Genomic DNA, 18,843 nt, shown 5'->3' with positions numbered 1-18,843 from the left:
CGGCACCATCCTGCGCCGCGGGCCTTTCCATTGCTGCGCCGCCAAGCGCCACAGGCCTTTCCGTTCCGGCGCTGTTTAGCGCCGCAGACGAGGCGGGAAAAGGGCTTTCGGCCTATTGCGCGCAGTATCCGCCGTCGATCAGGTGATACGATCCGTTGATGAATTTCGCCTGATCCGACAAGAGGAACAGCGTCAGCGCCGCGACCTCCGCCGGTTGTCCCAGCCGCCCCACCGGATGCACCGCCACCAGCGCCTCTTTCGCGCCCTCGGGCAGGTTGGCCAGCAGGGGCGTGTCGATGAAGGCGGGGCCCACGGCATTTACCCGGATGCCTTTCGCCGCATATTCCAGCGCGGCGGTGCGGGTCAGCCCCAGCAGCGCGTGTTTCGCCGCCACATAGGCGCCCGCATTGGCAAAGCCGACCGAGCCGAGAATCGAGGCCATGTTGACGATGGCGCCGCCACCGGATTTCAGCATCTCGGGAATGGCGAAGCGCAACCCGTAGAACACGGCGTCAAGGTTCACGCCCATCACCTGTCGCCAGCCCTCCAGCGGATACTCGCCCAAAGGCGCTGTCGGTCCGCCGATTCCGGCGTTGTTCACCAGCAGGTCGATCCTGCCGCCCGCCGCCACCGCCTCGGCCACCAGGCGCTCCACCACCGCCGGGTCCGAGATATCGCCCGCGCCGGGCTGGGCCTGTCCACCCGCCGCGACGATCCGGTCGGCGACGGCGGCAGCCGTATCGGGGTGCAGGTCGGCCACAATGACCCGCGCCCCGGCACGACCCAGTTCCAGCGCGATGGCCTCGCCAATGCCGGAGCCCGCTCCGGTTACAAGGGCCGTCTTGCCACTAAAGGAAATCTGCATTTCTGCCTCCTGTCGCTGTTTGTGGGGGCAGTATGGCACAGGCGGCGGGTGATCGCGTTGATCCGGCGCAAATGGCCGATCACTCTCCCGTGCGGTCGCGCTTCAGAAGGCGCCCGATCAGGAATGACGTGCGCGGTTCATAGGTATAGGCGGTGCGGGTCTGCGACGGGCGCACCCGCATCCGGGCGAAGCCGAAGACGATCAGTCCGGCATGCGCAATCCCGATCATCACGAACATCGCTTCCGGCCCGAAATGTTCAATCACCAGCGAGGCGACATAGGGGCTGGCGATGGCGCCGACAGCATATAGGAACATCAGCGCCGCCGAAAGCTCCACCCTTTCCTGCGGCTCGGCGTAGTCATGGGCATGCGCGGTCGAGATGGAATAGACGGGCAAGGTGGCAAATCCGAACAGCGCGGCGGCAGCAAAGACGCCGGAAATGCCGGAGGCCGCCAGAGCGATGGTGGCGCCACAGGCGAAGATGCCCGCGACCGATATCCAGATCAGCACGGACCGGCGGTCATAGCGGTCGGCGAGCCAGCCGACCGGAATTTGCGCCACTGCCCCGCCCAGCACATAGGCGGCCAGAAACAGCGCGATCAGATCGGCGCCCAGACCGACCTCCAGCCCGTAGACCGGGCCGACCATGCGAAACGCTGCGCCGGTCACGCCCGATACCACCACCCCCATGCTGGCCAATGGTGATTTGCGCCATGCGAGACCGGGGCGCAGGCGGGGGGCCAGCGGGGTAGGGGGCGCCTCGCTGCGGGTCAGGGTCAGCGGGAAGATGGCACAGCAGCACAGCAGCGCCAGCAGGTTGTAGGAAACGTAGGAGGCAGGCTCCAGCACGCCGATCATCAGCTGCGCGCCAAGGCTGCCCGCGATGTCCACAACCCGGTAAACCCCCATGGCGCGGGCGCGGGTCGCGTTCGTCACCTTGTCCTGCAACCATGCCTCGATGATCGTGTAACAGCCTGCAACACAAAGGCCCGAAGCCATCCGCATCACCGACCAGGCCAGCGGATCGACGATCAGCATATGCGCCAGAATGCCGATGGTCCCCGCCGCCGTGAAGGCCGCGAAGGCGCGGGAATGTCCGACAGACCCCATAAGCCGCGGCGCCCACCAACAGCCAATGAAGAAGCCGAAGAAATGGGCCGAGCCCAGCAGACCAAGCTGTTCGGTGGAAAAACCGAGGCTCGCGCCCGAAATCGCGTCCAGCGGCGCGACCCCACCCGAACCGAGTTGCAGCAGCACGACAGCGAGGAACAGGGCGGCAAAAGAGATCAGCAGTCGCATCGGCTCGTCATTCCGGCAGGGCTTGAGGGGCAGGTTGGCCCGGATTGCGCCCGGATGACAGGGCGAAATGATCACAGTTTGTAACAGCGCGTGAGGTGGCGCAGGTCTTGCCACTGCGGCGTTCCGCTCTAAGCTGATGCCCGACAAGGAGAAACGTGATGAAACAGGTTGCACTGGGCCGCAGCGGGCTCATGGTTTCGGAACTCTGCCTCGGCACGATGACCTGGGGCACCCAGAACACCGAGGCCGAGGCCTTTGCCCAGATGGATATGGCGACAGAGCGCGGCGTGACCTTCTGGGACACCGCCGAAATGTATCCGACCAACCCGGTCAGCGCCGAAACCGTCGGCGGGACCGAAGCGATCATCGGCAACTGGTTCGCCGCGCGCGGCGGGCGTGAGCGTGTGGTTCTGGCGACCAAGATCACCGGCAAGGGCAAGACGGTGCGCGCCGATCAGCCGATTAGCGCCGCCACCTTGCGCACGGCGGTCGAAGGTTCGTTGCGGCGGTTGCAGACCGATTACATCGACCTTTACCAACTGCACTGGCCCAATCGCGGCAGCTATCACTTCCGCCAGATGTGGCGCTATGCGCCGCGTTTCGACGACCCCGCAGCGATCCGCGACAACATGGCCGAAGTGCTGCGCGCTGCGGGCGATCTGGTGGCTGAAGGCAAGATCCGCGCGCTTGGCCTGTCGAACGAAAGCGTCTGGGGCGCGGCCGAATGGCTGCGGCTGGCCGGGATGGAAAACCTGCCGCGCATGGCCAGCGTGCAGAACGAATATTCGCTGCTCTGCCGCCAGTTCGATACCGACTGGGCCGAGTTTTCGGTGCTGGAGGACATGCCGTTGCTGGCCTATTCGCCGCTGGCAACGGGGCTGCTGTCGGGCAAGTACGCCGGGGATGTGGTGCCCGAAGGCACGCGGCGTGAACGCACCCCCGATCTGGGCGGACGTGTCACCGCGCAGGTGTTTCCTGCCGTTTCGGCCTATCTTGGCCTTGCGCGCGATCATGGGCTTGATCCTTGCCAGATGGCGATTGCCTTCACCCGTCAGAGGCCGTTTGCCTGCATTCCGATCATCGGCGCCACGACACTTGCGCAGCTTGAAAGCAATATCGGTGCGGCAGATCTGACGCTGTCGGACGAGGTTCTGGCCGATATTGACGCCTTGCACCGTCTTTACCCTGCGCCTTACTGAACGGGTTGCGCCCGTGCCGGGCTTCGGGCCTATTGAGGCGGGATGAGTGGGGGACGGGATGCGCCGTATTGCAGCGCTGTTGACGATTGGCCTGCTGGCGGCCTGCCAGTTGCCTGCGGGGCTTGGGGGCGGCAAGACTGCGCCGCCGCCTGAAGCTGGGGTAACTGCCGCGCCGGGGGCGATCACCGGCGGTCCGGTGACGACCACGACATTGGCCCCGGCAACCGCGGCGTCCGATGTCAAACCGGCCGCCGCGCCTGACCCAGCGCCGAAGGCTGCGCCAGAGGCCCAACCCGGGGTGCCTCCCACCGCCGCACCGCCCAGGCCTGTAACGGCGCCTCAACCTGAGCCTGCCGCGAAGACCGCCGCGCAGATCAGTTGCGAAAAGGCGGGGGGCACCTGGTCCGCTGCCGGGCTGTCGCAGGCCCGGACCTGCGTGCGGCGCACGCGGGACGCGGGCAAGCAATGCAGCCGCGAAAGCGATTGCGAGGGATTCTGTCTTGCCCGCTCGCGCAGTTGCGCGCCGGTCACGCCGCTTTTCGGCTGCAACCCCATCCTTCAGGCCGACGGGCGCGAGGTGACACTGTGTCTCGACTAATGTTTGCACTGCTGCTGGCGCTGTCCGCCTGTGCCAAAACACCGGAGCCGGAACGCGCCTTTCGCAACACGGCGGTGCCGATCTATTCCAGCGCTGTGCTGGATGCGGCAAGTCTTGCCGGTCGCTGGCAGCAGGTCGGCACCTTCGCGGCAGAGGCGGGGGGCTGCCGGGGCGGGATGGTCAGTTTCGGCCCGTCGGGCGCGCAGGGTCTGCAGGTGGAAGCCGATCTTTGCCTTGACGGGCAGCGCGCGCGCTATCGCGGTAACGCCCGGCTGGTTGCGCCCGGTCGTTTGCAGCTCGAGGCTGCGGAAGGTGCGCTGGCCGAACCGTGGTGGGTGCTGTGGGCCGATGCCGACAGCCGCACGCTGGTCATCGGCACGCCGTCGGGGCGCATGGGCTTTGTGCTGGAACGCGGTGGCGTAACCTCGCCTGACCGGCTGAAGGCCGCGCGCGAAATCCTCGACTGGAACGGCTATAGCCTTGCCGGGCTTCAGATGTTCTGAACGCGCGTCCGCAGATCGCGCATATGCGCGGCAAAATCGCGGGCGCCCAGGGTTGCCTCGCGCACCAGCCAGTCGAAATGCGCGCTGATGGTCTCGACCCGCGCACGGTCCCGGAAGGCGATGTAATGGCGACCGAGATACACCACCGCCAGCAGCGGGCCGAACACCGTCACGGGCGCTGAAAACACCCGCCGCGCATCAAAGAGATACAGCCTCAGCGAGGGGTAAAGCTGATCCGCCAGCGTCTCGAACCGCTCGATCTGACCCAGCCGTACCTCGACCGGAAGCCCGGCGTAATAGCCGGTGCCGGTGGCAAACGCCTCCATCTCGTGCAGCGGCAGGGCGATTTCGTAATCCGATTGCGCGGTGCGCAGCCAGGCCAGCTGATCCTCGAAGGCGCCGATCGCCTGTTCGGCGGTGCGGCCCAGTTGCGGGCGATATTCCCATTCCACCAGAGCGCGGGTTTTCAGCATGTCGGGCAGCGTCGCCGGGACATGCCGGATCTTGTAGCCCGCCGCCTCGCGGTGCCAGCCGAAGATCGCCTCGTCAAACAGGGCGCGCGGCGCTTCCCGCATCGTCAGTTGCGTGGCCAGCAGGTCGGCCACCGGCTCGGGCCGTTCGGTCAGGCCCAGAAGCCAGTCTGCGCTGATCCCCAGCGCCTGCGCGCAATCGGCGGCCAGTTGGGCATTGGGTAGCCGCACCCCATCGGCCAGAAGCTGCGAAATGGTGGAACGGTCTGCCCCGGTCGCGCGCGCCAGCGCGGCCTGTGTCATCTGACGCGCGGCCATCGCCTCGGCCAGTCGGACGCGAAACAGGGTGGCGCGGTCACGTTTGTCGATCTTTTCCATCATTGATGACTATAATCAATTCTGATGACTTTGTCATGCGCATCTTCCGCATTCTCGCAGGTCGTGCCCGGTGCTAAGCCCTTGAAAAATGCCGGAGCCGCTATGCGCCACCCCCCCCGCACCGTTGAATGGATCACCCTGTCGCTGCTGCTGATGACCTATGCGCTTTGGGCGCTGGGCACGACCTGGGCCTATGATCTGTCGCCTGTGCTGGGAGTGGCGCTGACCGGAGTTGCCATCGCTCAGTTTTCTTCGCTGCAACACGAGATGCTGCATGGTCATCCCTTCCATTCGCGGATGGCCAACGAGGCGCTGGCCTTCCCGGCGCTGAACCTGACCGTGCCCTATGGCCGCTTTCGCGACACCCATCTGGCGCACCACCACGACCCGGTCCTGACCGACCCCTACGACGACCCGGAATCGAACTATTTCGATCCGGCGGTCTGGGCGCGGCTGTCGCGCCCTGCACGCTGGCTGCTGGAGGTGAACAACACCCTCGCGGGGCGGGTGCTGCTGGGGCCGCTGATCGGCAATCTGCTGTGGCTGCGCACCGAGGCCGGGCTGGCATTGCGTGGCGACCGGGCGGTGATCCGCGACTGGCTGCTGCATCTGGCGGGGCTGGTGCCGGTGATCTGGTGGATCTGGGTCGCCCCGATGAGCGGCTGGGCCTATCTGATGGCGGCCTATATCGGCCATGCACTGCTGAAGATCCGCACCTTTCTGGAACACCGCGCCCATGAGGCTGCGCGCGCGCGCACCGTGATCATTGAAGATCGCGGCCCGCTGGCGCTGCTGTTTCTGAACAACAACCTGCATGTGGTGCATCACATGCACCCGAATGTGCCCTGGTATGCCCTGCCTGCGCTTTATCACGCGCATCGGGATCATTATCAGCGACGCAACGATGGCTATGTCTACCGCAGCTATGCCGAGGTGTTTCGCCGCTATCTGGTGACGGCAAAAGATCCGGTGCCGCACCCGCTCTGGCCGTTCCGGCGTTAGGTGATCCGCCGGAAGGTGGGCCGGGTGCCGGAATTGTCGAAGAACGGCACACCGGGTTGCTGGCCGCCGCGCATCAGAAGGGCGACTTCAGACAGGACGACCTCGGTGATGAAGGGCAGGTCCAGCCGCCGCACCTCGGCCAGAGAGATCCAGTGCAGATGCGAAAGCTCGTCACAGGCGGCCGAGAAATCCTCGACGTCGCCCTGAACGGCGTCTGCATCGGCAAGGAAGAAGCGCGCGTCAAAGCGGCGGGGGCGGCCGGGCGGGGTTATGGCGCGAAAGATGAAGCGGAAACCCGAGGCATCGGGGCGCAGACCGCGCGCGGCGAAGCTCTGCCAGTCTGCGGGCGGATCGGCCCAGGTGGCGGGCTGGCCCAAAGCCAGGCCGGTTTCCTCGAACAATTCGCGGATTGCGGCGGCGGCCAGCGTGTCGGGTGCGATGTCCGTTCCGGCCAGCCGACTGCGACAAGGCTCACCCAGCGGCGCGACTAGCGGAACGGCAGCATCGGCGCGGTCCACCGCACCGCCTGGAAAGACGTATTTCGAAGGCATGAAGGCCGCACCGGCGCCGCGCTGGCCCATCAGTACCTCGGGGCCACCGGCCCGCGCGCGGGTCAGCACCACGGTTGCAGCAGGCCGTACCGGCGTATCGGCTGGCCGCTCAGTCACTTGAGCCGAATCCATGCATGCGCCGTGACCATTGCAGCGCCACGAAGGCGCCTTTCACGCGCGGCAGAAGCCAGAGGGTCATCGCAACCGCGATCACCGAAAAGATCGACACCAGAATCAGCGGATCGGGCCGCCATTTCACAAAGGCCCACAGCAGCGCCGGTCCCATGATGTGCCCGACGATCAGAATGGTGATATAGGCCGGGCCATCATCTGCGCGCTGGTGGTGCAGTGCCTCATGACAGACGGGGCAGCTTTCGCGCACCGTCAGATAGCCGCGCAGCACCGGCCCCGCCCCGCAGTTCGGGCAGCGCCGCCGCCAGCCGCGCACGATAGCGGGCCACAGCGGGCGGTCGTCTTCGGTCTGCGCCAGTGCGGTCATCGGTCAACCTCGGATCAGGGGGGCATAGCGGTCTGGATCGGCGCAGCATAGTCATGGCGACAGGGCAGGAGCAAGGGGCGCGGAAAACATGCGCTGGAAAGTCGCATTTAGGTGCTCACGGGGCCGTGACCGAAAGTGAGCGGTGATTGCGACGGAAACCCAGCCGCCGGGCGTTTGTCTGGCATGACGGTGGCGCCATGCAGAGGCGGCCCACCCGACAGACAGGAGATTGAAGATGCAGAAACGCACCCTCGTTTACACCGCAGCGCTGGCCTCGATCCTGGCCGGTGGTCTGGGATCTGCCGCGCTTGCAGACCGGATGCGCGATCATGGCGGTATGGGGCCGATGGGCATGATGATGCAGGACGGCCCGATGTTCGATTTTGACAAGTTGGATGCCGACAAGGACGGCAAGATCACGCCCGAGGAATTCGCGGCGGCCCGTGCAGCACGGGTGGCTGAACTTGATGCCGACAAGGATGGCAAGATCAGCGCCGACGAACTGGTGGCGATGCGGATGCGGGGTGCGGAAGAGCGTATCCGCGCGCAGGTCGATCAGATGATGCAGCGTCTGGATGCGGATGGCGACGGGATGCTGACGGCGGCCGAGGTTCTGGCGATGCCCGGACCGGGGCCGAAGATGCTGGCCCGCGTCGATACGGACGGCGATGGTGCGATCAGCAAGGCCGAGGCGGATGCCGCGCGCGAGAAGATGATGTCACGCATGGAGCGCCGGGGTCATGGCGAGCACGGCAAGGGCGGGCATGGCAAGGGCTGGCATGGCAAGGACGGTCGCGGGGCCAAGGGGCAGGGCGGCAAGCCGGTGATGCCGCAGCCCGAAGAGGGTGCGGCGGAAGACGGCGCAGGGAATTGACGAGTGCCGGGGGCGCGGCGATTGTCGCGCCCCCGTTTCGCGGATAACACCCTTGCAGGATGTCCATGCCCCTTGACGTTTCCTCAGACCTGCCCGACGCGGTTCTGCTTGCCCGGTATGCGGCGGGCGACCGGGCGGCTGCGCGGGTTCTGACCTTGCGGTTCACGCCGCGCGTTCTGGGATATGCCACCCGTCTGCTGGGCGACCGTGCCGAGGCCGAGGATGTGGCCCAGGAAGCCATGTTGCGGCTCTGGCGGATTGCGCCGGACTGGCGCGCGGAAGAGGCGCAGGTCAGCACATGGCTGTATCGTGTGGTCACCAATCTGGTGACCGACCGGCAGCGCGCGCGGGCGAGGCGTCCCCTGGATCTGCCGGAGACGGCACCTGAGGTGGCGGATGATGCGCCTGGCGCGGCGGCGGCGATGATGCAACGCGACAGGATGGCCGCACTCGACACCGCCCTGACTGCCCTGCCGGAGCGGCAGCGTCAGGCGGTGGTGTTGCGCCACCTTGAGGGACTTGCGAACCCCGAGATCGCCGGGATCATGGGCATCGGGGTAGAGGCTGTGGAAAGCCTGACCGCACGGGGCAAACGCGCCCTTGCTGCGGTCTTGTCGGGCCAGCGCGCGGCGCTGGGCTATGAGGATGAGGAGACCGGGACATGAGTGTCAGGCTTCGGGATGATGTGGGACTGACGGCCGAGGCGCTGGACAGCCTGTTTGATGAGGCGCGCGCCGCTGCGCCGCCCGAGGCTTCGGGGCTGATGGCGCGGGTGCTGGCAGATGCCTATGCCGCGCAGGATGCCCTGCCGCAGCATACGGCTCAGCGCCGGCCTGCCGCGCGCCGGGGCTGGCTGGCGGGGTTGTTTTCACCCGCGAACAACCGCGCGGCGGCGGGCCTGGTGGCTGCGACACTGGCAGGGGTCTGGATCGGCTTCGTGCAACCCGCGCCGGTCGCCGATGTATCGCAGGCCCTTGAACCCGCTGCGGTGGATGTGGTCGAACTGATCCCCGATCTTGAAATCTGGCTGGCGGAGGGATGAAGCCATGACGACGACCCCTGAACCACGCCCGGCCAGTCACCGCAGCCTGCGGCGCTGGAAGATCGCCTTCTTCGCCTCGCTGGCGGTCAACCTGATGGTTGCCGGTATCGTGGGCGGTGCCCTGCTGAAAGACCCCCATGACCGTGGGCGCGAAGTGCGGGATCTTGGTTTCGGTCCCTTCACCGAGGCGCTGAGCGAGGCGGATCGTGACGCCCTGCGCAAATCCTTTCGCGACCGTCGCCCCGATTTCCGCGCGGCGCGGGCACAAATGCGGGCGGATATGGGCGAGATGCTGTCTGCCCTGCGGGCCGATCCTTTTGATGCCGGGCGGCTTTCTCGGGCTTTCGACACCCAGCAGGCGCGTCTGGCCGATCACTTGAAACTCGGGCAGGATCTGCTGCGCGAGCGGCTGGCCGGGATGAGCGATGCCGAACGCCACGCCTTTGCCGACCGGCTGGAACAGCGCATCACGCGCAAGAGCCCGCCGCCCGAGGACCGCAAGGGCGACAGGTAAGGCGCCTCAGGCAGCGCTGCGGCTTTGGATCACCTGATTGCGGCCGCGCGATTTCGCGCAAAGCAAGGCCTGATCGGCCATGTCGACCAGATCAGCCGCCGGAATTGCGGCTTGTGCGCTGTCCTGCACGGCGAGGCCTATGGACACGGTAATCTGCAAGGTTTCCCCCCCCGGCAGGGCAACCGGGGGCTTTTCGATGGCATGGCGCAGCCGTTCGGCAATGTGACGGGCCTCGGAGGCGCCGGATTCGGGCAGGATCACCAGAAATTCCTCGCCGCCGATGCGCGCAACCAGATCCGCCGGACGCAGGTTCAGGCTTAACCGCTGCGCGACCTCGACCAGAACCGCATCCCCTGCCGCGTGGCCCCAGCGGTCGTTCACCTGTTTGAAACGGTCGAGGTCGATTACCATGACCGCGAAAGCGCTGCCGCAGGCATGGGCGCGCTCGGCAATCGCGGCCAGTCGGGGCTGGGCATAGCGGCGGTTGTAAAGCCCGGTCAGCGGATCGGTCACAGCAAGGCGCAGCCCGTCCTGCACCGAATGGCGCAGACGGTCGCCGGTGCGTTTGCGCCGCAGCAATGCCTGAAGCCGGAAGGCCATTTCCTCGGCCGGCAGATCGTCGGGCAGGGCGGCGCTGACTCCCATATCATAGGCCATGGCAAGATCGGCGGGCACTTGCCCCTGACCGATCAACACCATGGCGCTGTGCCGTGCGGTGCGGCGCGCGCGCAGGTCGGACATCAGCCGCAACCCGCCGCCCGGCCCGCTGATTTCGGCATCCAGCACAAAGATATCAGGGGCCAGCCCGGCGGCGGTGGCGTTCAGCGCCTCGTCCCGGCCCATGGTCCGCACCTCGATCCCCGCGCGCCCCGCAAGCTGGCGACGCAACAGCAATGCCTGCTCCGGTCGCTCCGCGACGACGACGACCAGCCCCTGCCGCTCAAACCCCGCAGGCGCCTCGGCCAGGCCCAGCACCTGCAGGGCCTGTTCGCGGTGACCCAGTTCGTCGGCGGTTTCGTGCAGCCGCAACAGATTGCGCAGCCGGGCCATGAGCAACTGGTCGTCCAGCGGCTTGGCCAGGCAATCCTCCGCACCGGCCCGCAATGCGGCAAGCCGCAGCCCGGCATCCGGTGATGCCGCCAGCATCAGTACCGGGATATCAGCCGTGGCGGCATCGGCGCGCAATTGTTCCAGCACCGCAAGGCCCCTGCGGTTTCCCAGATCTGCGTCCAGCAGGATCGCATCAGGCTTTTCCGCCCGCGCCATGGCGAGACAGGTTTGCGCATCGCCCGCCAGCAGCGGATGATAGCAGGCCGCCGCCAATTTTACCTTGAAGACGATGCGATTGGTGGCCACATCATCCGCAATGAGGATCTTGCCGACCATATCCAGCTCCGTCACCGTTCCCTGATCGACAGTGTTTCGCGAGATGGTTAAGAAATCATTGCCACCTGTTCACACTTTGCGGATCAAAGCCGAAATGTCGCATCCCAGATCAGAGTTTTCCCGGTGACTGCGCGGGAATCTGCCGAAACTCTGGCCCTTCGTGCGCTGGGCTGGCTGGTGACCCAGGAGGAACTGTTGCCGGGTTTTCTGGCGGCGACCGGCAGCGCGCCCGCCGATCTTCCCGCCCGCGCAACTGAGCCGGAGTTTCTGGCGGCGGTGATGGATTTTCTGCTGGCCGAGGATGCGCTGGTCATGGCTTTCTGCGATGCGGCTGGTCTGCCTTACGAGGCGCCGATGCAGGCGCGGGCCGGTCTGCCGGGCGGCGAGCTGCCACACTGGACATAACCACGCGCAGCGCGCGGGATAGGGATGAAATGATCGACGGGCTCATCTTCGACAAGGACGGTACGCTGTTCGACTTCCGGCAAAGCTGGGGCGGCTGGGCCGCGCGACTGCTGGCCGAGCTGGAACCGGATGCCGACCGGCGCGCTGTGCTGGCGCAGTCCATCGGGTTCGATGCGGCGCGGATGGATTTTGCCCCCGACAGCCCGGTGATCGCCGCCACCGCCCCGGAAATTGCCGAAGCGATGCTGCCGCATCTGGCGCCCGAAGCCGCGAGCAGCCTTGTGGACCGCATGAACCTGCTGGCCGCTGAGGCGCCCACGGTGGAGGCTGTGCCGCTGGTGCCGCTGTTCACCGCGCTGAAGGCACGCGGGCTGAAAATCGGGCTTGCGACCAATGATACCGAAATCCCCGCCCGCACGCATCTGCGTAAGCATGGGGTGCTGGAGCTGTTCGATTTTGTGGCCGGTTACGACTCGGGCTATGGCGGCAAGCCCGCGCCGGGACAGCTTCTGGCCTTTGCGGGGCAGATGGGGCTGGACCCGTCGCGCATTGCGATGGTTGGTGACAGCCGGCACGACATGGAGGCCGGCCGCGCGGCCGGGATGACCTGTGTTGCCGTGCTGACTGGCATCGCCTTGCAGGACGAACTTGCGCCGCATGCCGATCTGGTGCTGGATCACATTGGTGCGTTGCCGGGCTGGCTGGACTCGCTCTCTGGCGCGGCCCTGACCGCCTAGATCAAAAACGACACAAACCTGTCGCGCTTGTTGTCCGCCTTGGCGGTTCCTTTCGGCCATTCTGGCGGAAAGCGGAATCCCAGGATGGAGAACGGGCATGAGCGACGATCAGGGCCGCAAACGCAGCCGCGCCGGTGGCCGGGCGGGTAATCAGGCCCGCGCCGGAACCGCCGTGATCGACCAGATGCCCTGGCGCATCCCCGTGCTGCCCGACGCCCCGGTCGAGCCGCTGGATGCCGAAGGCGTGCAGCGCGTCCACCGCACCGCCATGCGCATCCTGAGGGAAATCGGCATCGAAATGCTGAATCCCGAAGCCTGCGAGATCCTGAAGCAGGCGGGTTGCAAGGTTTCGGGCACCAATGTGAAGATGGACGAGGATTTCGTGATGGAGATGGTGCGCAAGGCACCGTCGCAATTCACCATCACGCCGCGCAACCCGGAACGCGAGATCATTCTGGGCGGGCGTCATATGGTCTTCGTCAATGTCTCGTCCCCGCCGAATGCCTGGGATCTGGAACGCGGCAAACGTTCGGGCGATTTCGAAACGTTCAGGGAATTCCTGAAACTGACGCAGTATTTCAACTGCATCCATATCGCGGGCGGCTATCCGGTAGAGCCGATCGACATTCATCCTTCGGTGCGCCATCTCGATTGCCTGTTCGAGAAGCTGACGCTCACCGACAAGGTGTGCCACGCCTACAGCCTTGGCGCCGAGCGGGTCGAGGATGTGATGGAGATGGTGCGTCTGGCGGGCGGGCTCAGCCATGACGAGTTCGAGGCGAAGCCGCGGATGTATACCAACATCAACTCGGTTTCGCCCCTGAAACACGACTATCCGATGCTGGATGGCGCGATGCGGCTGGCGCGGCGGCGGCAGCCGGTGGTGGTAACGCCCTTTACCCTTGCGGGCGCCATGGCCCCGGTCACCATGTCAGGCGCAGTCGCCCTGTCGCTGGCCGAGGCGCTGTCGGCCATTGCACTGCTGCAATACATCAGCCCCGGTTGCCCGGTTGCCATCGGCACTTTCACCTCCAACGTCGATATGAAATCCGGCGCCCCGGCCTTTGGCACGCCGGAATACATGCGGGCGACACAGATGACCGGGCAGCTTGTACGCTTCTACGGCGTGCCGCAGCGGTCTTCCGGTGTCTGCGCAGCCAACGTGCCGGATGGTCAGAGCATGTGGGAGACCTGCAATTCGCTCTGGGCCGCCGTGCAGGCCGGGTCCAACATGGTCTATCATGCGGCTGGCTGGCTGGAGGGCGGGCTGATCGCCAGCCCCGAAAAATTCGTGATGGATTGCGAGGTGCTGCAAATGATTCAGCGCTATTGCGAACCAGAGACCTTTGGCACCACCGACGACGATCTGGCCTTCGACGCGATCCGCGAGGTGGGGGCGGGGGGCCACTATTTTGGTTGCCAGCATACGCAGGACCGCTACCAGACCGCCTTTTATTCGCCATTCCTGGCCGACTGGCGCAATTACGAGGCCTGGCATCAGGATGGCGCGGTCTGGACGGCAGAGCGCGCGCACCGGATGTATAAACAGATCCTCGCCGATTTCACTCCGCCCCCCATCGAGGGTGACCGGCTGGAGGCGCTGACCCGGTTCGTTGCGCAGCGCAAGCAGGAGGGCGGCGCCCCCACCGATTTCTGACCGCCTTTTCCTTGCCCCCGGCGCGGGATAACCTGCGCCGGAATGGCAGGAGGCAGGCATGGACCGGCAGATTTCGCAACGTATCGCCATGGCGGCGACCGGGGGGCTGGCGGGGCTGGCCTTCTTCGGGCTGGGTCAGATTCATGACTATAATCTGCTGCCCGAACGCGCCGCACTCGCGCTGACCGGCTTCACCCTGGTGTTCTTTGTTGCGGTTCTGGGCATGGCGGGACCGCTGTCGCTGCGCCGGTCGGTGCTGACGGCCCTGCCGCTGGCGCTGGTGGTCGGGCTGGGGCTGGCCTGGGCCAGCCTTGGCTATGTCTCTGCTGATCAGATGTTTGACACCCCGGCGGTGATCCTTGCCGCTCTGGCCCTGACCTTCCTGCCGCAACCCTTTCTGGTCGCAGCGCAACTCAGCCATTGGCGGGATTACCGGCTGCTTTTCATCGAAGCCTGGACCATCGTCATCCGCTACGCGGCGGCCTGGCTGTTCGTCGGTATTGTCTGGGCGGTCTTGTTCCTGTCGGATGCTCTGCTGAAAACCGTGGGCATCGGCTTTCTGGGTGATCTGATCAGCACGCCGTTCATCAGCCCTGTCATCACCGGCATCGCGCTGGGCCTTGGCATTGCCGTGGTGGACGAGATGGCCGATGTGATGTCGCCCTATCTGATCCTGCGGCTGCTGCGACTTCTGCTGCCGGTGTTGCTGCTTGTGGTGGTGCTGTTCCTCGTGGTGCTGCCGGTGCAGGGGCTGGATGGTCTGTTCGGCGCGCTGTCGGCGGCGGCGACGCTGCTGACTATTGCGGCCACCGGAGCGACGCTGGTCACATCGGCTGTCGACCAGTCGGATGAAGAGGCGGCGCGCGCCAGGCTGGTGCGCTGGGCCGCGCGGGCGATGGCGGTGCTGATCATCGCCCCCGCGGCGCTCGGAGCCTGGGCGGTCTGGTTGCGCGTGGCGCAATACGGCTGGACGCCCGAGCGCGTGCTGGGCGCCGTGATCGCCGGATTCGGGCTGGGCTATGGTGTGCTCTATGCCATTGCCGCGCTGCGTCTGGGTGGCTGGATGGCGCGTCTGCGGCAGGCCAATATCGTGATGGCGCTGCTGATCATCGCAGTTTCCGCCGCCCTGCTGACCCCGCTTCTGAACCCCGAAAGGATCGCGACGCGGAGCCAGCTTGCCCGGCTGGAGAATGGTCGGGTTCCGGTTGCACGTTTCGATCTCGACGCGCTGCGAGACTGGGGCCGGCCAGGACGCGATGCGGTCGAAATGCTGAGACTGCGCGCGGCGGAGCCGGGGCAGGAGGCGCTGGCAGAGCTGTTCCGCCGCAAGCCTGCGACAGTCCCCGCACTGCCCGAGGATGCCGCTGCACTGCGTGAGGAACTCGCGACCCTGCTGCCGGTGCGGCCCGCTACGGCCACGGCGCTGCGCGACCGGGTGCTGTCTGAGCTGGCGGCGCCCGAGCTGGCAGACTGGCGCCAGACCTGCCTTCAGAACCTGCCGGGGGAGGGAGGCACCGCCTGTCTGATGATCGCCGGGGATTTCTGGCCGCATATCGCGGGGGACGAGGCGATGGTCCTGCTGTTGCGCGATGGCAGGCTGCTGGATGTCACCGGCTTCGGCTGGCCTGATGGCCTTTCGGAACGGCGCTATGTCACTCCACTGCGCGGTGTCCTGCCGGAAGGGGCGGCAGCGGTGGCATTGATGCGGCAACTGGCGAAAGGCACACCCGAGTTTGTGCCGGTGCCGCTGAATGCCCTGCGCCTTGGCGAGGTTGAGCTGCCCCTGTTGCCCTAAGGGCTTTGTTAAGGCCCATGCCCTAGCCTCGTCGGAAATCTGAGGGGTTTTCGATGCACGGGCTGATCAACAGGGCAATCCAGTGCTTTCTGCGCGATACCTATGGGCACCCGCTGTGGTCGGCGGTGGCGCAGGCGGCTCAACCCGGTCTTGAAGGGTTTGAGCCGATGCTGCTTTATGAACCGGGCCTGACCGACCGGGTGATTGACGCCGCCGCGCGGCTGCTGGCACGGCCACGCGATACGGTGCTGGAGGATCTGGGCATCTATCTGGTGTCGCATCCCAACGTGCAGGGCTTGCGGCGCCTGCTGCGTTTTGGCGGCGCCACCTTCGTGGATTTCCTGCAATCGCTGGAGGAACTGCCCGGCCGCGCCCGTCTTGCCGTGCCCGATATCGATCTTCCGACGCTGGAATTGCAGGATCATTCCGCCACCGAATTCACCCTGATCTGCCGGTCTGCAATTCATGGGGCGGGGCATGTCGTGGTGGGGCTGTTGCGGGCCATGGCGGATGATTACGGGGCATTGTGTCTGGTTGATCACTGCGGCTCTGGCCCGGAGGGAGAGCGGATTTCCATTACGCTGGCCCAGGCCGGATTCAGCGCGGGTCGTCAGTTCGAGCTTGCCCGCGCGACGCCCGGGGTCACCCGATGACGGTCGCCTGTTTCGATGCAAGGGCCTTGGGTCTGCTCTTGCCGCTGCACTTGCATCTTGGCCCTGATGGCAGGCTCCGATCCTGCGGCCCGACGGCATTCAGGCTGTTGGGCGCGGCATCCGGCGCGGCGGATTTCTTCAGCCTGTTCGAAATACGGCGGCCTTCGGGCCTGACCAGCATGGGCCTCTTGCAGCAAGTCGCCGGGCAAAGGCTGTTCCTCGCCGCCCGGCATCTGCCGCAGACCCAGTTCCGCGCAATTGCCGTGCCGCTGGCGGGGGAGGGCGACATGCTGGTCAACCTGTCCTTCGGCATCGACATCATTGAGGCGGTGCGCCGTCACGCCCTGACCAGCGCCGATTTCGCACCGACCGAGCTGGCGATGGAACTTCTGTATGTGGTCGAGGCGAAATCGGCTGTCACGGATGAGCTGCGCGGCCTGACGCTGCGGCTTCAGGGCGCCAAATCGGTGGCAGAAGAGCAGGCCGCAACTGACATGCTGACAGGATTGCGCAACCGCCGCGCGTTCGAGCTGGCCTTGTCCCGGATGATAGATGCGGCGCAGCCCTTCGGTCTCATGCATCTGGATCTGGATTTCTTCAAACAGGTGAATGACAGCCTGGGCCATGCGGCGGGCGATCATGTACTGCGCGAGGTTGCGCGCATCCTTACGGTCGAAACCCGTCGCGGCGACACCCTGGCGCGAATCGGGGGGGATGAGTTCATGCTGCTTCTGCCCGGCGCGGCCGATCCGGCGCGGCTGACCGATATTGCGCAACGGATCATCGACCGCGTGTCCGAACCGATGATCTACGAGGGGGAGGTTTGCCGGATTGCTGCATCTGTGGGCATCACCATGTCGGGGTTCTACCAGACCCCCGAAGCGGCTGTGCTGATGCAGGATTCCGATTTGGCGCTTTATGCTGCGAAACATGCGGGCAGGGGATGCGCACGGATGCACCTGCCGCAAGGCATGGGGCAGGGCGCCGGTCAGGCGCCCTGACGCGCCAACTCAGGTCGGGGTGGAAGGGGCGCCCCCCTCAAAATGATTGGGGCGGCTGTAATCACAAGGCGCTTCCTGCATCTGGAGGTGCAATTGCGTGCCGGTATAGGGATGGGCGCGGGCTACCGTCTCGTCAAAGTCGATCCCGAGGCCCGGCGCCTCTGGCGGCAGGATATAGCCATCTTCCCAGCGGATCGAATTGCGGATCAGCTTCTGGTGGAAAGCGCCACCCGTCTCGATGGTCTCGGCAATCAGCAGATTGGGGATCGAAGCCGCAAGGTGCACGTTCGCCGCCCATTCCACCGGCCCGGCATAAAGATGCGGGGCCATCTGGGCATTGAACACCTCGGCCATGGCGGCGATTTTCTTTGCTTCCCAGATACCGCCGACCCGTCCCAGCGCAGGTTGCAGGATCTTCACCCCACCCGCGCGCAGCAGGGTGCCGAATTCGGCCTTGGTCGTCATCCGCTCGCCCGTGGCCAGCGGCACGCGGACCGACTTGGCGACTTCGGCAAATTCCAGCAGATTGTCCGGGGGGATCGGCTCTTCATACCACAGCGGGTTGTAGGGCTCCAGCTCGCGTCCCAGACGGATCGCGCCGGGCGTGCTGAACTGGCCATGCGTACCGAACAGCAGGTCGACCCGGTCCCCCACCGCCTCGCGGATGGCGCGGCAGAAGGCGACCGAACGGGTGATATCGGACATGGCGGGTTCGTGTCCGCCCCGGATCGTGTAGGGGCCGGCGGGGTCGAACTTCACCGCCGTGAAGCCCAGATTCATGAAGCGCACCGCTGCTTCGGCTGCCATCTCGGGCGAGACCCAGAATTCAGCGCTTTCGCGGCCCGGTTCCGGATAAAGATAGGTGTAAGACCGGATGCGGTCATTGATGCGCCCACCCAGCAGCGCCCAGACGGGTCTGTTGCGCGCCTTGCCGAGGATATCCCAGCAGGCGATTTCCAGCCCTGAAAAGGCCCCCATCACGGTGGGATCGGGCCGTTGTGTGAAGCCCGAGGAATAGGCGCGGCGGAACATCAGCTCGGTGTTTTCCGGGTTTTCGCCCTGCATGTGGCGTTCGAACACATCCTCGATCACCGCCTGCATGGCCTTTGGCCCCACGGTCGAGGCGTAGCATTCGCCATAGCCGGTAATGCCGTCATCGGTCGTCAGCTTCGGGAAAATCCAGTAGCGCCCACCCCAGCCGGGCGCCGGAGGCGCGACGATGAAGAGTTCCAGATCCTTCAGCTTCATGCGCTGTATCCCTGTCGCAGAGGGCGCGGGCCTGCGCTTCCCGTCGCCGGTTGCCCCTGTTTCACTGGGAAAGGCTAAGCCCGCAACGCGCGTGAGACCAGTGATTGTGCGACAAGGATGGCTCAGGCGCGACAATTTTCGTCGTAAATGTCAGGCGTGCGACCGG

21 protein-coding genes are annotated in these 18,843 nt (G+C 65.8%); 14 read left to right on the top strand and 7 right to left on the bottom strand.

Going from position 1 to position 18,843, the window contains the following annotated elements; translation table 11 throughout:
* Nucleotides 1-112 precede the first annotated feature (112 nt).
* Both C8N34_RS10890 and C8N34_RS10885 read right to left on the bottom strand, forming a co-directional pair.
* The gene (locus C8N34_RS10890; RefSeq protein ID WP_108128891.1) at nucleotides 113-865 is read right to left on the bottom strand and encodes an SDR family NAD(P)-dependent oxidoreductase; all 753 of its coding nucleotides are present in this window, start codon (nucleotides 863-865) and stop codon (nucleotides 113-115) included.
* A gap of 79 nt (nucleotides 866-944) precedes the next feature.
* Nucleotides 945-2,165: an MFS transporter gene (locus C8N34_RS10885; protein ID WP_108128890.1), complete on the bottom strand. Its 1,221-nt coding sequence runs from the start codon at nucleotides 2,163-2,165 to the stop codon at nucleotides 945-947.
* Between the two features lie 158 nt (nucleotides 2,166-2,323).
* Between C8N34_RS10885 and C8N34_RS10880 the strand changes: the two genes are divergently transcribed.
* The 3 genes from C8N34_RS10880 to C8N34_RS10870 are packed head-to-tail and all read left to right on the top strand — an operon-like array spanning nucleotide 2,324 to nucleotide 4,465.
* Entirely contained in the window at nucleotides 2,324-3,364 is a 1,041-nt protein-coding gene (locus tag C8N34_RS10880; protein ID WP_108128889.1) for an aldo/keto reductase, read from the top strand.
* A gap of 58 nt (nucleotides 3,365-3,422) precedes the next feature.
* Nucleotides 3,423-3,962: a hypothetical protein gene (locus tag C8N34_RS10875; RefSeq protein ID WP_108128888.1), complete on the top strand. Its 540-nt coding sequence runs from the start codon at nucleotides 3,423-3,425 to the stop codon at nucleotides 3,960-3,962.
* On the top strand, nucleotides 3,950-4,465 hold the full coding sequence (locus C8N34_RS10870) for a lipocalin family protein (protein WP_108128887.1): 516 nt from the start codon (nucleotides 3,950-3,952) through the stop codon (nucleotides 4,463-4,465). The genes C8N34_RS10875 and C8N34_RS10870 overlap by 13 nt, the downstream gene beginning before the upstream one ends.
* Here the strand turns inward: C8N34_RS10870 and C8N34_RS10865 are convergent.
* Entirely contained in the window at nucleotides 4,453-5,316 is an 864-nt protein-coding gene (locus tag C8N34_RS10865; RefSeq protein WP_108128886.1) for a helix-turn-helix domain-containing protein, read from the bottom strand. The genes C8N34_RS10870 and C8N34_RS10865 overlap by 13 nt on opposite strands.
* A 99-nt stretch (nucleotides 5,317-5,415) precedes the next feature.
* On the opposite strand from C8N34_RS10865, the gene C8N34_RS10860 reads away from it, so the two are divergent.
* A complete protein-coding gene (locus C8N34_RS10860) occupies nucleotides 5,416-6,315 on the top strand; it encodes a fatty acid desaturase (protein ID WP_108128885.1) in 900 nt (299 codons plus the stop codon).
* Here the strand turns inward: C8N34_RS10860 and C8N34_RS10855 are convergent.
* Both C8N34_RS10855 and C8N34_RS10850 read right to left on the bottom strand, forming a co-directional pair.
* Complete coding sequence (locus C8N34_RS10855) at nucleotides 6,312-6,998, bottom strand: NUDIX hydrolase (protein ID WP_108128884.1); 687 nt, start codon at nucleotides 6,996-6,998, stop codon at nucleotides 6,312-6,314. The genes C8N34_RS10860 and C8N34_RS10855 overlap by 4 nt on opposite strands.
* Nucleotides 6,976-7,365: a DUF983 domain-containing protein gene (locus C8N34_RS10850; RefSeq protein WP_054301544.1), complete on the bottom strand. Its 390-nt coding sequence runs from the start codon at nucleotides 7,363-7,365 to the stop codon at nucleotides 6,976-6,978. The genes C8N34_RS10855 and C8N34_RS10850 overlap by 23 nt, the downstream gene beginning before the upstream one ends.
* Before the next feature lie 235 nt (nucleotides 7,366-7,600).
* On the opposite strand from C8N34_RS10850, the gene C8N34_RS10845 reads away from it, so the two are divergent.
* From C8N34_RS10845 to C8N34_RS10830, 4 genes are read left to right on the top strand one after another with little or no spacing between them, the layout of a single operon-like run.
* On the top strand, nucleotides 7,601-8,239 hold the full coding sequence (locus C8N34_RS10845; protein WP_242013775.1) for an EF-hand domain-containing protein: 639 nt from the start codon (nucleotides 7,601-7,603) through the stop codon (nucleotides 8,237-8,239).
* A gap of 59 nt (nucleotides 8,240-8,298) precedes the next feature.
* The gene (locus C8N34_RS10840) at nucleotides 8,299-8,904 is read left to right on the top strand and encodes an RNA polymerase sigma factor (RefSeq protein ID WP_054301545.1); all 606 of its coding nucleotides are present in this window, start codon (nucleotides 8,299-8,301) and stop codon (nucleotides 8,902-8,904) included.
* Nucleotides 8,901-9,281 carry a dihydroorotate dehydrogenase gene (locus C8N34_RS10835; protein ID WP_108128883.1) on the top strand — a complete coding sequence of 127 codons (381 nt, stop codon included), beginning with the start codon at nucleotides 8,901-8,903 and terminating at the stop codon, nucleotides 9,279-9,281. The genes C8N34_RS10840 and C8N34_RS10835 overlap by 4 nt, the downstream gene beginning before the upstream one ends.
* 4 nt (nucleotides 9,282-9,285) lie before the next feature.
* A complete protein-coding gene (locus C8N34_RS10830; protein WP_108128882.1) occupies nucleotides 9,286-9,795 on the top strand; it encodes a periplasmic heavy metal sensor in 510 nt (169 codons plus the stop codon).
* A 6-nt stretch (nucleotides 9,796-9,801) separates the two neighbouring features.
* Here the strand turns inward: C8N34_RS10830 and C8N34_RS10825 are convergent, their stop codons facing one another.
* Nucleotides 9,802-11,181, bottom strand: a complete 1,380-nt coding sequence (locus C8N34_RS10825; protein WP_108128881.1) for a diguanylate cyclase — start codon at nucleotides 11,179-11,181, stop codon at nucleotides 9,802-9,804.
* A 123-nt stretch (nucleotides 11,182-11,304) separates the two neighbouring features.
* Here C8N34_RS10825 and C8N34_RS10820 point away from each other — a divergent pair, with 123 nt between their 5' ends.
* The 6 genes from C8N34_RS10820 to C8N34_RS10795 all read left to right on the top strand — a co-directional run bounded on the left by C8N34_RS10820 (nucleotide 11,305) and on the right by C8N34_RS10795 (nucleotide 17,429).
* Nucleotides 11,305-11,586 carry a DUF3572 domain-containing protein gene (locus C8N34_RS10820; protein ID WP_108128880.1) on the top strand — a complete coding sequence of 94 codons (282 nt, stop codon included), beginning with the start codon at nucleotides 11,305-11,307 and terminating at the stop codon, nucleotides 11,584-11,586.
* Nucleotides 11,587-11,615: 29 nt separating this feature from the next.
* On the top strand, nucleotides 11,616-12,323 hold the full coding sequence (locus C8N34_RS10815; protein WP_108128879.1) for an HAD family hydrolase: 708 nt from the start codon (nucleotides 11,616-11,618) through the stop codon (nucleotides 12,321-12,323).
* A 97-nt stretch (nucleotides 12,324-12,420) separates the two neighbouring features.
* Entirely contained in the window at nucleotides 12,421-13,980 is a 1,560-nt protein-coding gene (locus C8N34_RS10810; RefSeq protein WP_054301551.1) for a trimethylamine methyltransferase family protein, read from the top strand.
* A 58-nt stretch (nucleotides 13,981-14,038) separates the two neighbouring features.
* The gene (locus tag C8N34_RS10805) at nucleotides 14,039-15,775 is read left to right on the top strand and encodes a DUF4153 domain-containing protein (protein WP_108128878.1); all 1,737 of its coding nucleotides are present in this window, start codon (nucleotides 14,039-14,041) and stop codon (nucleotides 15,773-15,775) included.
* A gap of 53 nt (nucleotides 15,776-15,828) precedes the next feature.
* Nucleotides 15,829-16,428 (top strand): heme NO-binding domain-containing protein, encoded by a 600-nt coding sequence (locus C8N34_RS10800; RefSeq protein WP_108128877.1) that lies wholly within the window; start codon nucleotides 15,829-15,831, stop codon nucleotides 16,426-16,428.
* The gene (locus tag C8N34_RS10795) at nucleotides 16,425-17,429 is read left to right on the top strand and encodes a GGDEF domain-containing protein (RefSeq protein ID WP_108128876.1); all 1,005 of its coding nucleotides are present in this window, start codon (nucleotides 16,425-16,427) and stop codon (nucleotides 17,427-17,429) included. The genes C8N34_RS10800 and C8N34_RS10795 overlap by 4 nt, the downstream gene beginning before the upstream one ends.
* Before the next feature lie 9 nt (nucleotides 17,430-17,438).
* Here the strand turns inward: C8N34_RS10795 and C8N34_RS10790 are convergent, their stop codons facing one another.
* Nucleotides 17,439-18,677 carry a mandelate racemase/muconate lactonizing enzyme family protein gene (locus tag C8N34_RS10790; protein ID WP_108128875.1) on the bottom strand — a complete coding sequence of 413 codons (1,239 nt, stop codon included), beginning with the start codon at nucleotides 18,675-18,677 and terminating at the stop codon, nucleotides 17,439-17,441.
* Between the last annotated feature and the right edge of the window lie 166 nt (nucleotides 18,678-18,843).

Source organism: Gemmobacter caeni (genome assembly GCF_003054195.1).
Classification (GTDB): domain Bacteria; phylum Pseudomonadota; class Alphaproteobacteria; order Rhodobacterales; family Rhodobacteraceae; genus Gemmobacter; species Gemmobacter caeni.
The sequence above is the reverse complement of the archived record's forward strand: the minus strand, read 5'-3'. Positions and strand labels throughout refer to the sequence as shown.